13 protein-coding genes are annotated in these 13,205 nt (G+C 66.7%); 7 read left to right on the top strand and 6 right to left on the bottom strand.

The window, feature by feature from the left end:
- Window positions 1–99: 99 nt before the first annotated feature.
- The 5 genes from FHY50_RS01945 (at window position 100) to FHY50_RS01925 (ending at window position 5,209) form a co-directional block, all read left to right on the top strand.
- Entirely contained in the window at window positions 100–582 is a 483-nt protein-coding gene (locus FHY50_RS01945; RefSeq protein ID WP_140046708.1) for a peroxiredoxin, read from the top strand.
- A 120-nt stretch (window positions 583–702) separates the two neighbouring features.
- Entirely contained in the window at window positions 703–1,068 is a 366-nt protein-coding gene (locus FHY50_RS14115) for a hypothetical protein (protein ID WP_180345084.1), read from the top strand.
- 99 nt (window positions 1,069–1,167) lie between these two features.
- Entirely contained in the window at window positions 1,168–2,604 is a 1,437-nt protein-coding gene (locus FHY50_RS01935) for an AMP nucleosidase (protein WP_140046707.1), read from the top strand.
- Between the two features lie 17 nt (window positions 2,605–2,621).
- Window positions 2,622–3,935 carry a dicarboxylate/amino acid:cation symporter gene (locus tag FHY50_RS01930; RefSeq protein WP_140046706.1) on the top strand — a complete coding sequence of 438 codons (1,314 nt, stop codon included), beginning with the start codon at window positions 2,622–2,624 and terminating at the stop codon, window positions 3,933–3,935.
- Complete coding sequence (locus FHY50_RS01925) at window positions 3,932–5,209, top strand: MFS transporter (protein WP_140046705.1); 1,278 nt, start codon at window positions 3,932–3,934, stop codon at window positions 5,207–5,209. The genes FHY50_RS01930 and FHY50_RS01925 overlap by 4 nt, the downstream gene beginning before the upstream one ends.
- A 4-nt stretch (window positions 5,210–5,213) precedes the next feature.
- Here FHY50_RS01925 and FHY50_RS01920 read toward each other — a convergent pair whose 3' ends face one another.
- Genes FHY50_RS01920 through FHY50_RS01910 form a run of 3 tightly spaced genes read right to left on the bottom strand, consistent with a single transcriptional unit; the run spans window position 5,214 to window position 7,796 of the window.
- Entirely contained in the window at window positions 5,214–6,533 is a 1,320-nt protein-coding gene (locus FHY50_RS01920) for an SPOR domain-containing protein (RefSeq protein ID WP_140046704.1), read from the bottom strand.
- A gap of 14 nt (window positions 6,534–6,547) precedes the next feature.
- Window positions 6,548–7,075 (bottom strand): hypothetical protein, encoded by a 528-nt coding sequence (locus FHY50_RS01915; RefSeq protein ID WP_140046703.1) that lies wholly within the window; start codon window positions 7,073–7,075, stop codon window positions 6,548–6,550.
- A 10-nt stretch (window positions 7,076–7,085) separates the two neighbouring features.
- Window positions 7,086–7,796, bottom strand: coding sequence for a ParA family protein (locus tag FHY50_RS01910; protein ID WP_140046702.1), 711 nt, complete (start codon window positions 7,794–7,796; stop codon window positions 7,086–7,088).
- Window positions 7,797–7,968: 172 nt separating this feature from the next.
- Here FHY50_RS01910 and FHY50_RS01905 point away from each other — a divergent pair, with 172 nt between their 5' ends.
- Entirely contained in the window at window positions 7,969–8,976 is a 1,008-nt protein-coding gene (locus tag FHY50_RS01905) for an SPOR domain-containing protein (RefSeq protein ID WP_140046701.1), read from the top strand.
- Between the two features lie 68 nt (window positions 8,977–9,044).
- Here the strand turns inward: FHY50_RS01905 and FHY50_RS01900 are convergent, their stop codons facing one another.
- The 3 genes from FHY50_RS01900 to serB form a co-directional block, all read right to left on the bottom strand.
- The gene (locus FHY50_RS01900) at window positions 9,045–9,914 is read right to left on the bottom strand and encodes an alpha/beta fold hydrolase (RefSeq protein ID WP_166745473.1); all 870 of its coding nucleotides are present in this window, start codon (window positions 9,912–9,914) and stop codon (window positions 9,045–9,047) included.
- 143 nt (window positions 9,915–10,057) lie between these two features.
- The gene (locus FHY50_RS01895; RefSeq protein ID WP_244935276.1) at window positions 10,058–11,056 is read right to left on the bottom strand and encodes a PQQ-dependent sugar dehydrogenase; all 999 of its coding nucleotides are present in this window, start codon (window positions 11,054–11,056) and stop codon (window positions 10,058–10,060) included.
- A gap of 283 nt (window positions 11,057–11,339) precedes the next feature.
- A complete protein-coding gene (serB, locus tag FHY50_RS01890; protein WP_140046699.1) occupies window positions 11,340–12,221 on the bottom strand; it encodes a phosphoserine phosphatase SerB in 882 nt (293 codons plus the stop codon).
- Between serB and miaA the strand changes: the two genes are divergently transcribed.
- A complete protein-coding gene (miaA, locus tag FHY50_RS01885; protein WP_420030871.1) occupies window positions 12,214–13,158 on the top strand; it encodes a tRNA (adenosine(37)-N6)-dimethylallyltransferase MiaA in 945 nt (314 codons plus the stop codon). The genes serB and miaA overlap by 8 nt on opposite strands.
- The last annotated feature ends 47 nt before the right edge of the window (window positions 13,159–13,205 follow it).

The following is a 13,205-nucleotide window of genomic DNA, read 5'->3' as shown; positions in this document are numbered from 1 at the left end:
AAGCATCTCCGACGGACTGCGCCACGCTTGAAAAGGCGCCCCCCCCGCCCGACCTTGCGCGCAGCGCGGCGGCCTTTGCCGCGCTTGGAGATTTCGAGCATGACTATTTCCGTGGGCGACCGCCTGCCCGACGCTACCTTCATCAAGCCTACCGCCAACGGCCCCGAGCCAGTCACGACCGAGGAATTCTTTAAGGGCCGCAAGGTCGCGTTGTTCTCGGTCCCCGGCGCATTCACTCCGACCTGTTCGGTCAAGCATTTGCCCGGCTTCGTCGACAAGATCGATGCGTTCAAGGACAAGGGCATCGACGAGGTCGCCTGCACCGCGGTCAACGACGCGTTCGTACTCGGCGCGTGGGAGCAGGCAAACGACGCGTCGGGCAAGGTGACGATGCTCGCCGACGGCAATGCCAGCTTCGCAAAGGCGATCGGGCTGGAAATGGATAATTCAAGCTACGGCATGGGCGTGCGCGGTCAGCGCTATGCGATGATCGTCAACGACGGCGTGGTCGAGGCACTCGACGTCGAGGCGCCTGGTGAATTTAAGGTGAGTTCCGCAGAGCACGTCCTCGAACAATTGTAATCGATCGACGCTGGCAGCGCGGCTTCCGACAAGCACTGTCCGTTGCGCCTGCGGAACCACCGCAGGTGCAGCGGAGTTGAGCGATGCAATTCCACCTGAATTGATCGAGGGAGCAACGCGATGACGACCAATAATGGCCAGGGCTTTGCCGGCGCCAGCAATGACGCGAACGGAGATTCGCGCGTCGACAAGGCGAAGGATGCGGTGACCAGCGCAGCAAACACCACTGCCGACGCTGCCAAGAAGCATCCCGCCGCCGCCGCCGCGATTGGCGTTGCCGCCGTCGCAGCCGTTGCCGGCGCTGCCTATGGCGCGACCAAGCTGCGCGAGAAGGCGGCTGCCAAGCCCAAGACGACCAAGCCGAAGGCGGCGCCAAAGCCGAAAGCGGCGGCCAAGCCCAAGGCAGCAGCAAAGCCGCGTGCTCCGGCCAAGCCGCGCGCCGCTGCTAAGCCGAGGGCGCCTGCGGCGGCTAAGCCGGCTAGCTGACACGGTTCCCCACGACTTGAACGGCGCGCCCTCGGATCGGGCGCGCCGTTTGCGCGTCCGCCCCTTGCCTCGATCGTCCAGCCGCATTAGCCGCTTGGGATGACGCAAGCATCCCGGATCGTCGCCGAGCTCGATCGGCTCTACACCGCCTCGGTCAGCAACCTGCAGGCTGCGCTCACCGCCTATCTCGCCGATCGCACGCCACCGCCTGCGGCGTCGCGCAGCGACGGATCGTTCGCCTATCCCGAAATCCGGCTGCGCTATCGCGGCGGGCCCGACCGCCCCGCCCCGCCCCGCTCGTTCGGACGGCTGGTCACGGCGGGCGACTATCGGATCAGCGTCACCAAGCCGGCGCAGTTCGCCGACTATCTGATCGAACAGCTGACGCTGCTGATCGAGGATTATGACGTCGAGGTCGATGCGGTGCCAGGGCGCCAGGAAATCCCGTTCCCCTATGTGCTCGATCCCGGCCACGCGCTCCAGCTCGACGAAGTGTCCGCGCTCGACCTTGCCCGCTTCTTTCCCGCGACCGAGCTCGCCAATATCGGCGACGAGATCGCCGATGGCATCTGGGAAGCCGCCGACGCGGTCCGCCCGCTGGCATTGTTCGACGGCCTTCGCACCGACTTCTCGCTCGCGCGACTGCGGCACTACACCGGCACTCCGTCCGAGCATGTCCAGCAATATGTGCTGTTCACCAACTATCACCGCTATGTCGACGAATTCGTGCGCTGGGCGGTCGATCAGCTGGGAGATGGCAGCTTCTACACCGGCGTGTCCGGCGCCGGCGGTGTGATGCTCAAGGCCGGGGACGATCCCGACCGGCTGGTCACCGACAGCGCGTGGCGGCGGCACCAGATGCCGGCATATCACCTGATGGCGCCCGGGCGCGCCGGGATCACGCTGGTCAATATCGGCGTCGGCCCATCCAACGCCAAGACGATCTGCGACCATCTCGCCGTCACCCGGCCCGAGGCGTGGCTGATGATCGGCCATTGCGGAGGCCTGCGTCCCAGCCAGCGGATCGGCGACTATGTCCTCGCGCATGCCTATCTGCGCGACGACCATGTCCTTGACGATGTGCTGCCGCCCGAAATCCCCGTCCCCGCGATCGCGGAGGTGCAACAGGCGCTCGCGCGTGCCGCCGCCAATGTCTCGGGCCAGTCGGGCGATGAGCTCAAGCGCCGCCTGCGCACTGGCACCATCGTCACTACCGACGACCGCAACTGGGAATTGCGCTTTTCGGCATCGGCGCTGCGCTTCTCGCTCAGCCGCGCGGTCGGGATCGACATGGAATCGGCGACGATCGCCGCGCAGGGCTATCGTTTCCGCGTTCCCTACGGCACCCTGCTGTGCGTGTCGGACAAGCCGCTCCACGGCGAGCTCAAGCTGCCCGGCCAGGCCAACCGCTTCTACGAACGCGCGATCAGCGAGCATATGCGGATCGGCATCGAGACCTGCGAGCTGCTCCGTAGCGAAGGCGCCAACCTGCACAGCCGCAAGCTGCGCGCGTTCAACGAGCCGCCGTTCCGGTGATCGGGGCGGAGGCGGAAATGACGTCGGTGGCGCCGCCGGGCCGGTGGTGGTCGCACCTCTATCTGCAAGTGCTCGTCGCGATCGCCGCCGGGGCGGCGTTGGGACATTTCGCGCCCGACACCGGCGCCGCGCTGAAACCGCTCGGCGATGCGTTCATCAAGCTGGTCAAGATGATCATCGCGCCCGTGATCTTTCTGACGCTCGTAACCGGCATCGCCGGCATCCGCGACCTTGCTGAAGTCGGCCGCGTCGCATTGAAGGCGTTCGTCTATTTCCTGTTCTTCTCGACGCTGGCTTTAATCGTCGGCCTGATCGTCGCCAACACGGTGCGGCCCGGCGCCGGTCTGAACATCGATCCGGCGACGCTCGATGGCGGCGCGGTCGATACCTACACCAAGGCGGCAGGCGACAGCAGCCTGACCGGTTTCCTGCTCGACATCATCCCGACGACACTGGTCAGCCCGTTCACCGGCGGCAACATCCTGCAGGTACTGCTGGTGTCGATCCTGTTCGGGGTCGCGTTCGTGCTGGTCGGCAAGCGCGCTCAGCCCGTCCTCGACCTGCTCGAACAGCTCAGCGCGGTAGTGTTCCGCATCGTAGGGATGCTGATGCGGCTCGCACCCATAGGTGCGTTCGGCGCCATCGCCTTCACCATCGGCGAATATGGCATCGGCACGCTCGCCAATCTCGGCGCGTTGGTAGCCACCTATTACCTGACGTCCCTGCTGTTCGTGATCGTGGTGCTCGGCATCGTCGCGCGGATCGCCGGCTTCTCGATCTTCAAGCTGATCGCGTATCTCAAGGCCGAATTGCTGCTCGTGCTCGGCACGTCGTCATCCGAAGCTGCGCTGCCCGCGCTCATCACCAAGATGGAACAGGCGGGGTGCGCCAAGGCAGTCGTCGGCCTGGTCGTGCCGACCGGCTATTCGTTCAACCTCGACGGCACCAACATCTATATGACGCTGGCGGCATTGTTCATCGCGCAGGCGACCGGCGTCGACCTGACACTTGGCGAGCAGTTGCTGTTGCTCGGTGTCGCGATGCTGTCGTCGAAGGGCGCAGCAGGTGTCACCGGCGCAGGGTTCATCACGCTGGCCGCGACGCTGTCGATCGTGCCATCCGTGCCCGTCGCAGGCATGGCGCTGATCCTGGGCGTCGATCGCTTCATGTCGGAATGCCGCAGCCTGACCAATTTCATCGGCAACGCCGTGGCCACGGTGGTGGTCGCGCGCTGGGAAGGACAGCTGGACAAAGGCATGCTGGCAGCAGCGCTCGCACGCCGAAGCGCGCCTTATGTCGAGGCGGACGTGTATCCCGAACCGTCGGCATGACCCATTCCGGCTCCCGCCTCCGCTCGATCATCGGCGGCTCCGCGGGCAATCTCGTCGAATGGTACGACTGGTATGCCTATGCGGCGTTCACGCTCTACTTCGCGCCGCATTTCTTCCCGTCCGACGATCCCACCGTCGAACTGCTCCAGGCCGCCGCGGTGTTCGCGCTCGGCTTCTTCATGCGGCCGATCGGCGGCTGGCTGATGGGCGTCTATTCGGACCGTCGCGGTCGCAAGGCCGGGCTGACGCTGTCGGTGACGCTGATGTGCTTCGGATCGCTGCTGATCGCGATCACGCCGACCTATGCGACGATCGGCGTCGCGGCCCCCGCGCTGCTGCTGACCGCAAGGCTGCTGCAGGGACTGTCGGTCGGCGGAGAATATGGCGCGAGCGCAACCTATCTGTCCGAGATGGGCGGCAGGAAGCATCGCGGCTTCTTCGCCAGCTTCCAGTATGTCACGCTGATCGGCGGTCAGCTGGTCGCGCTCGCGGTGCTGATCCTGCTGCAAAATCTGTTGAGCGAAGCTGCACTCGACCAATGGGGCTGGCGCATCCCGTTTGTGATCGGAGGGCTGCTGGCGATCGGCGTGTTCTGGCTCCGCCAAGGGCTCGCCGAGACCGAGAGCTTTGCCAAGGTCGATCAAGCCGCGGCAACCCGCTCGGGCTTCTGGCCGCTGCTGCGCCATCATCCACGCGAAACCGTCACCGTACTGGCGTTGACCGCGGGCGGCACGCTCGCCTTCTACGCCTATTCGATCTACATGCAGAAGTTCCTGGTCAACACCAGCGGGTTCAGCCGCGAGACCGCTTCGGCAATCAGCGCCGGTACCCTGCTGATCTTCATGTGCCTCCAACCCGTGGTCGGCGCGCTGTCGGACCGGATCGGGCGCAAGCCGGTGATGATCGCATTCGGCGTCTTCGGCGTTCTCTTCACCTATCCGATCTTCTCGACGCTGGCGGCCACCCGCGATCCGGCGACGGCATTCGCGATCTGCCTGGCGGCGCTGGTCATCGTCAGCGGCTACAGCGCGATTTCGGGCGTGGTGAAGGCGGAAATGTATCCCGCGCACATCCGCACGCTCGGCGTCGCATTGCCCTATGCCATCGCCAACGCGCTGTTCGGCGGCACCGCTGAATATATCGCGCTATGGTTCAAGGACTCGGGGTTCGAAGAGGGGTTCTACTGGTACGTCACCGCGATGATCGGCGTGTCGCTCGTCACCTATGCGACGATGCGCGACACGCGCGATCACAGCCTGATCGTCGAGGACTAAAGGCTCAGCGCGACGCCATCTGCGCGCCGCGCGCCCAGCTTGCCGTCTGCTCGCCCGCACTTGTCCGCACAAAGCAGTTGCCGCCCCGCGCCTTGACCTGTCCGCACAGACGATTGGCATCGCCGCGGGCAAAACCGCCTACCGACAGGCGATAGAAGCTGCCAGCGCTCATCCCCTGCGGTGCCAGCGACGCCAGCGTCGGCACGCGCCGTGCCATCCGCCCCCAGGCATCGCGGGCCACCCCGGCGCTGTCATAGGCGCCGAGCTGAACGAAATAGCTGCCGCGTTCGAGCGACGCTTTGGTGCCGCCCGTCGGCTTCGACACGACCGGTCGGGCACGCTCGGTCGCAGCGACCATCACCGGGGCGGAGCGAAGATTGGCGGGAACATAGCCTGCTGGAAGCGGCTGAACGATCTCGCCGGTCGAAACGAACCGGGTGACCGCCGTTCCGTCGGGAGTTACCGCCATCGCCGCAACGGCCACCTCGACCGGCGCCGTGCTGGCCATCTCGCCCACCGGCCCCGGCATGAACGCATCGAGCGGCTCCGCTTCGGCGACTGCGACATCGCTGGCCACCGGAGCGTTGAGTGCAAGTTGCATCGGCTGACCCTGGTCGGCGACGGGAGTGACGTGCAGCAGCGCGGCGACCTGATCGGACGCCTGGGCGGGTCGTGCGAACACCGACCATTGCATGATCCGCTTATCGACATCCGCCGGCGACAAATCGATGGCGGCGACCGCCTTGGCCTCCTGCCATTTGCCGGCAAGCGCCAGGCCGAGAGCGAGGTTCTGCCGGACCTTGGCCGGAGCTCTGGGATCACGCGCCGCTTCGCCGAGCAGCTGGATGCCGCCCATCGGGTTCCCGGCCAACGCCAGCGCCAGCCCCTTGTCCGCCGCGTCGATCGCCGCGCTGCGATTAAGCGTGGCGCGCGCGCCGTCCCAATCGCCGAGCGCAGTCTGCGCCAGCGCGAGGTTGAGCGCGACCTGCCCATCGCCCGGTGCCAGCGTCAGCGCGTCCGACAGTGCCTGGCTCGCCGATTGGAACCGGCCCGCGGAGAGATAGGCCTTTCCCAGCAATGCGCGGTGCGCAGCATTATTCGGATCTCCCGCCACCGCCGCTTCGGCATGGACGACCGCTTCCGCGGTCTGTCGCTTGCCCAGAGCCTTGCGCGCGGCATCGGCTTCCTTGCCGGCATTGGCGGCGATCCGGTCGGCGCTCGCGCTCGCGCGGGCCAGCGGTCCCTTGGTCGATGCGCAGCCGACCATGGTCGTGCCCATCACCAGCGCCGATACGCCAAAGGTCAATATGGTCCGGACGTTCATCGTCTTCCCCCCAGTCAACGATCGCCGCCCGACGGCAGCTGGCGCGCCAGCTCCTCGACGTCGGGAAGCGTGGTCAAAAATGCGTCGAGCGCCTGCGTGACGATCGCCTGTGCCGAGCGGTTGCACACCGCCGATGCCAGCCGCAGCCGCAAATGGCGGTCGGTGTCGAGCCGCAGCGTGAATGCCGCCTTCGATCCCTTGGCGGTGGCCTCGCGCTTGATACGCGCCACCTTCGCGGCCGGAACGGTCTTGGGCGCCTGCTCCGCGGCAGCCGCTTCCGCCACCGGCTGGGGCGCTGCGACTTCCTCGGTCAACTTCTCGCGCTGGCGAAGCACGGCGGGAACACCCGCGGGCGGTGCGACCACCTGATCAGGCGTGACCGCCGCGACCGGCGCGTCGCCCATGTCGTTCCAGCCGAGATCCTCGAGCGCAGTCGGCGTCATGCCGACAAAGCCCTGCGGCCGCATTGCCGGGCGTGCCTGACCCTTGCGCGCGAGCAGCCCCGAGGACAGCGACGCGGTGGGTTTGGAGTTCGAGAACATGCCCACCTCCTCAGCTCATCACGCGGCGGCCGAAGCCAGCAGCGGGTCGGGCGGCGGCGAACCCGTTCGCGGCCGGAGCCGAGAATACGGTGCGGCGGAAATTCTTCTCGAGCCGGTCGGAGATGTACGACCACAAGGTGACGACTTCGGCCGCCGACCTGCTTTTGGGATCGATCTCCATCACCGTGCGCCCGTCGATCATCGACGACGCGAAATCGGTGCGGTGGTGGATGGTGACCGGCGCCACGGTGCCGTGCTGCGACAGCGCGACCGCGGCTTCGGAGGTGATCCGCGCCTTGGGCGTCGCCGCGTTGACGACGAAAATGAGCGGCTTGCCCGCCCGGTCGCACAGATCGACGGTTGCGCCGACCGCGCGAAGATCATGCGGGCTCGGCCGGGTCGGGATGACGATCAGCTCGGCGACCTGGATCACGCTCTGGATCGCCATGGTGATCGCCGGCGGCGTATCGATGACGGCTAGGCGAAAGCCCTGCTGGCGCAGCACTTCCAGATCGGCGGCGAGCCGCGCGACCGTGGTCTGCGCAAAGGCCGGATATTCGGTCTGGCGCTCGTTCCACCAGTCGGACAGCGAGCCTTGCGGATCGATGTCGATCAGCACCACCGGCCCGGCGCCGGCAATCTGTGCCTGCACCGCCAGATGTCCCGAAAGCGTGGTCTTGCCGGAGCCACCTTTCTGCGATGCCATCGCCAGAACGCGCATGAGTTCCCCTGTTCGCCGCCCAGTCCAGTGCACCGGTTGCCACGCCAGGACATAAGAAGCGGTTAACGCCACTGCGGCATCGACCGGGATGCGCGGCGGCGTGTTTAGGAAACCTTTGCCATTCAAGGTTAAGCCGCGTTATCTTTGACGCGAACGAAGGCGGGGACGGACGATGAACAGCTTTGGGCGACTGACGGCAATCGTGGCGCTGGTCTGCGCAGCGCCCGCGATGGCGGACGTCAAGGCGGGCGTCGATGCATGGAGCCGCGGCGAATTCAAGAAGGCGGTCGAGGAATGGCGCGGCCCTGCCGTTGCCGGCGATCCCGACGCGCAGTTCAACCTGGGGCAGGCATATAAGCTGGGCCGCGGCGTGCCCGCCGATCTCGGCATGGCCGAAGTCTGGTATCGCAAGGCCGCGTTGCAGGGACATGCCCAGGCCGAGGATAATTACGGCCTCGCACTGTTCCAGAACAACAAGCGCGACGAGGCGCTCAAATGGCTCGAGAAATCCGCCGCCCGCGGCGAGCCGCGCGCGCAGTTCGTGCTCGGCACGATGCTATTCAACGGCGATGCCGTCACCAAGGACTGGCCCCGCGCCTATGCGCTGGTGACGCGCGCATCGGGATCGGGCCTGCCGCAGGCGGCGACGTCGCTTGCCCAGATGGACAAATATGTCAGCCTCAAGGATCGCCAGGCGGGGCTGGCCTTGGCGCGCCAGCTCGAAACCCAGGCGCAGCGCTCGCCGCTTCCCACCGGCTCGGTCGGTGACGACGCGCCCGCGCCCAAGCCGACGGCCGTGGCCAAGGCCGATGTCCCCGCATCCAAGGCAGCCCCCGCCCCGTTTACCAACTGGGCCGAAAAGAAGACACCGCCGCCCGCACCGACGCCCAAGCCCGCTGCGCCGAAGCCGGCTGCGGCATCTGCCCCGAAGGCTCCGGCAGCGCGGACCGACGGCGGCTGGCGCATCCAGCTCGGCGCGTTCCGCGACGCAGGCAACGCACGCGACCTGTGGTCGTCGATGTCCAAGGTGTCCGCATTGTCAGGCACGCAGCCCGACTATCAAAAGGCCGGTGCGGTCACCCGCCTCGTGGTCGGCCCCTTCGCATCGAGCGCCGAGGCGAACCAGGCGTGCGCAGCCGTCAAGCGCGCGGGCGGGCAGTGTCTGCCGGTGCGAAAATAGTGCGGACTATCTCTGCGTCATTTGCGACGCGGAGCGATCGAACAAGATAATTGCCACGGCCGGGCGGCTCAGCTTGCTAAAAGGTCTGCAAGCTCCGCCGGTTCCTCGACGTGGATGAAGTGCCCGGCATTGGCGACCGTCTCCATCCTGGCGCCCGCCGCGAGCAATGCCGCGATCTCCTCCGGGCTGGTCGTGTGATCGCCCGATCCGCGAACATAGAGGATCGGCATCTTCAGGCCCTGCACCCGCGGGATCATCGGCGTGTAGAAATCCGGCGACTTGAGCAGCGCTAGGCCCGGTATCTGCCCCTGCTCCCACCGGGCATCGGGCAGCCCGGACGTCGTTGCAAGGCGCGAGAACATGTCGCGGTGCTTGGCCTGCACGACGTACAGATCCTGTCGCCGATCGCCAAGCGCAGCCATGGCCGGACCCAGCTTGTCGAAAAAGGTCGGATCGACGACCGTCGCTCGATCGGCCAGGCGGTCGGCAGCGACCGCCGCCTCGGGCGACGCGCCGTTCAACGCTTGCGCGGTCGCCGCCGCGACCCAATGCCCGCTCGCCGCGGCGTCATAGGCCGGATTTTCCAGCGAGAGCCGAGAGACCCGGTCGGGATGCGCCAGTGCGTAGTGCATCGCCAACATGCCGCCGAAACTGTGGCCCAGCACCTGCCACCGCGCGATGCCCAGCGCCGCGCGAACCGCTTCGAAATCCGCAACCAGGTCAGCTACGCTGATCTTGGCATCCTTCGCGATCGGATCGGATCGCAGGACACCGCGCTGGTCGATGCTGATCAACCGCACCCGGTCGGCCAGCGCCGGCTTCATGTAGGTTTCGAACTCCAGAGCGCCGACCCCGGGACCACCATGCATGTACACGAGCACCGGCGCATCGCGCGGGCCGCTGTCATCGACCCAAAGCCGGGTGTCTCGTACTGGCAACAGCCGACCACTATCAGCTTTTGCCCATATCCCGGACGGCATCGCAGTACATGCGCCAAGGCCCACAACGCCACGAATTATGGTGCGTCGGTCGAATATCGGCATCGACCACTCCCCGATGCTTGGGAACGCTACGGTTCTGCTCACGCCGGATCGAGCTTGCGCAGCCTTCCGCTCGCACCGTCCTCAAGCACCCAGATCGCCCCGTCCGGGCCCTGCTCGACTTCGCGGATGCGCGCGCCCAGCGGGATGCGGCGGACTTCGGTGGCGGTGTTGCCGGTCACGCGAACCTGCACCAGCCCCTGGCTGACCAGCCCGGCCAGCACGAAGTCATTGTACCAGCCCGAGAATCGCGATCCGGTGTATTGGATCATTCCGCCCGGCGCGATCACCGGGGTCCAGCTGAATAGCGGCGCGGCGAAGTCAGGGCGCGTGGCATGGCGCGGCAGCGGCTCGCCGTCGTCGCCCTCCGACACCACGCGCCAGCCGTAATTCGCACCCTTGGTAATCAGGTTGAACTCGTCGCCGCCTTCGGGCCCCATCTCGCTTTCGAACAGCTTGCCGTCGCTGGTGAAGACCAGGCCGTAGGGATTGCGGTGCCCCAGCGACCAGATTTCGGGATTGGCGCCGTCCGTGTCGACAAACGGATTGTCGCCGGGGATCGACCCGTCGCGGTTGATCCGCACGATCTTGCCCAGCGTCACCGCCTTGTCCTGCGCCGGCGCGCCCTGATGACGCTCGCCCGAGGTGATGTACAGGCGGCCGTCCGACGCGATCGCCATGCGCCCGCCGAAGTGCCGGGTTTCATTGTCGACCTTGGGCACCTGGCGCCAGATCACGCTGACATCTACCAGTTCGCTGCCATCCAGCGCCAGCAGCCCGCGAGCGACCGCCAGCCCGGTGGCGCCGCCTGCGCTCTCGGTGAAGCTCAGATACACGCGCCGGTTCGACGCGAAGCCCGGATCGAGGATGACGTCGAGCAGCCCGCCCTGCCCGGCAGCGACCACAGCGGGGGTCCCCGCCACCGTCGTCACCGTCCCGGTGTTCGTCACCATCCGCAGCAATCCGGTCCGCTCGGTGATCAGCATCTTGCCATCGGGCAGGAAGGTCATCGCCCAAGGGTTGTCCAGCGTCGCGACCACCGCGCTCGAAACCGCCGTGGTCGGCGGCCCGGATGGCGTCGGAGTGGGGGTGGGTGTCGGGGTAGGCGTAGGCGTCGGAGAAGGCGTGGGCGTAGCCGTCGGCGTGGGATCGGGCGTGTCGGAGCTCCCGTCGCAACCCGACAGGACGAGCATCGTCGCCAGCGCAAAACCCGATCCATACCGCATCAATCTATCCCTCTTACCGTACTCTAACTGCTGGCATCTTCGGCCCGTACCGTGGCCAGCGTCAATCGCCGATCGCCTTTCGCTGCGACGGCCAGTTCTAATCGGCCACCCAGCCGCTTCTGGGCACACCCTGCGCATACAGCAAGGCGCTGAGGTCGCCATGATCGATCCGCGCCCCTGCCGCCTGCGCTACGATCGGCTTGGCATGATACGCCACGCCCAGCCCCGCGCGACGGATCATCGCCAGGTCGTTCGCGCCGTCGCCGACCGCCATCGAGAGGTGGTCGTCGATGTCGAGATGTCCGATCGCCGCCTCCAGCGTGGCCTGTTTGGTCGACGAATCGACGATCGGCTTCTCGACCTTGCCGGTCAGCACGCCGTCCTCGATCAGCAGGCGATTGGCGAGAACGCGTTCGAAGCCGATGCGGTCGGCGACGGGTTCGGCAAAGCGGGTGAAGCCGCCCGACACCAGAATTGTCGTCGCTCCCCAGCCGCGCATCGTGCGCACCAGCAGCTCTGCGCCAGGCATAATTTCTACCCGTTCTTCAAGGCAGCGCGCGATCGCCCCCTCGTCAAGCCCCTTGAGCAAGGCAACGCGGGCGTCGAGCGCATCGGCGAAATCGAGCTCGCCGCGCATCGCGCGCTCGGTGACGTCGGCGATCTGCGGCTTGATCCCGGCATAATCGGCCAGCTCGTCGATGCACTCGACCGTGATCATCGTCGAATCCATGTCGGCGACCAGCAGCTGCTTGCGCCGCCCCTCGGCGGGCTGCACGACAATGTCCGTGGCGGCAAGCGACCGTTCGAGCGCGCCGCGCGCCGCCAGCGGATCGCCGTTGAATGCGATATCGGCGGCAATGCCCTCGTCGATCCAGTGCGAACGCTCGACACGCAGACCTGCGCGGATCAACCGGTCGCTGGCTTCCGAAATATCGCCCGCGCTCAGACGCTCCGATGCTATCAGCGTGGCGATGAACATGGCCAAATTCCCCCAGCGGCTCCCGCTGGTCGTCATTGCAGGGCCGACCGCCAGCGGCAAGAGCGCGCTTGGCCTGGCCTTTGCCGAGAAACACGCAGGTACGGTCATCAATGCCGATTCGGCGCAGGTCTATCGCAACCTGCGCGTCGTCACGGCGCGCCCGTCCCCGGACGAAGAAGCGCGCGCGCCGCACCGCCTGTTCGGTCATGTCGATGGCGCGGAAGCCTATTCCGCGCCGCGCTGGGCCAGCGAGGCGACGGCGACTATCGCCCGGATCCATGCCGATGGCGGCGTTCCGGTGCTGGTCGGCGGCACCGGCATGTATCTGCGCACGCTGCTCGACGGTATCGCTCCGGTGCCGGAGATCGACCCTGAAATCCGTGCGCAGGTGCGCGCGCTCGCGGTCGGCGACGCGCACGCCGCGCTCGCTCGCGAAGACCCCGCCGCCGCTGCGCGACTGCTCGCGACTGACACCACCCGCGTCGCCCGCGCACTGGAAGTCGTGCGCGCGACCGGACGTCCGCTCGTCGACTGGCAGCGCGAGCGCGTCGGCGGCATCGCCGATCGGGTTCGGCTCGTCCCGCTGATCCTCCTGCCTGACCGCGCGTGGCTCATGCAGCGCTGCGACGCGCGGTTCGACGCGATGCTGGCCGAAGGTGCGATCGACGAGGTCCGCGCGCTTGCGGCCCGCTCGGACATTCCGGCCAGCGCGCCGGTCCGCCGAGCGATCGGTGTGCCGGAACTTACCGGAATGATCGGCGGCACGATGGATCGCGCTGAAGCGGTCGCGCGCGCAAAGGCTGCGACGCGGCACTATGCCAAGCGGCAATATACCTGGTTCCGCAATCAGCCGCCGTTCGATTGGCCGAGGCTACACGCACATGATCCCACAGAACGCACCGTCATTTTGGAATCTTGTTACAATAGTTGTCGTTGACACGTAGTTTTGTAATCGGTAGCAGCCCCGCTCGCACGATGCTATTG

Origin of the sequence: Sphingomonas japonica, from assembly GCF_006346325.1 — a bacterium.
In the GTDB taxonomy this organism is placed as follows: domain Bacteria; phylum Pseudomonadota; class Alphaproteobacteria; order Sphingomonadales; family Sphingomonadaceae; genus Sphingomonas; species Sphingomonas japonica.
This window is presented reverse-complemented; position numbering and strand designations above follow the sequence as displayed.

What these genes read in the sequence shown, in the direction of transcription:
- FHY50_RS01945 (WP_140046708.1), top strand. Translation starts at nt 100, where the DNA reads ATGACTATTTCCGTGGGCGACCGCCTGCCCGACGCTACCTTCATCAAG.
- FHY50_RS14115 (WP_180345084.1), top strand. Translation starts at nt 703, where the DNA reads ATGACGACCAATAATGGCCAGGGCTTTGCCGGCGCCAGCAATGACGCG.
- FHY50_RS01935 (WP_140046707.1), top strand. Translation starts at nt 1,168, where the DNA reads ATGACGCAAGCATCCCGGATCGTCGCCGAGCTCGATCGGCTCTACACC.
- FHY50_RS01930 (WP_140046706.1), top strand. Translation starts at nt 2,622, where the DNA reads ATGACGTCGGTGGCGCCGCCGGGCCGGTGGTGGTCGCACCTCTATCTG.
- FHY50_RS01925 (WP_140046705.1), top strand. Translation starts at nt 3,932, where the DNA reads ATGACCCATTCCGGCTCCCGCCTCCGCTCGATCATCGGCGGCTCCGCG.
- FHY50_RS01920 (WP_140046704.1), bottom strand. Translation starts at nt 6,533, where the DNA reads ATGAACGTCCGGACCATATTGACCTTTGGCGTATCGGCGCTGGTGATG.
- FHY50_RS01915 (WP_140046703.1), bottom strand. Translation starts at nt 7,075, where the DNA reads ATGTTCTCGAACTCCAAACCCACCGCGTCGCTGTCCTCGGGGCTGCTC.
- FHY50_RS01910 (WP_140046702.1), bottom strand. Translation starts at nt 7,796, where the DNA reads ATGCGCGTTCTGGCGATGGCATCGCAGAAAGGTGGCTCCGGCAAGACC.
- FHY50_RS01905 (WP_140046701.1), top strand. Translation starts at nt 7,969, where the DNA reads ATGAACAGCTTTGGGCGACTGACGGCAATCGTGGCGCTGGTCTGCGCA.
- miaA (WP_420030871.1), top strand. Translation starts at nt 12,214, where the DNA reads ATGAACATGGCCAAATTCCCCCAGCGGCTCCCGCTGGTCGTCATTGCA.
- serB (WP_140046699.1), bottom strand. Translation starts at nt 12,221, where the DNA reads ATGTTCATCGCCACGCTGATAGCATCGGAGCGTCTGAGCGCGGGCGAT.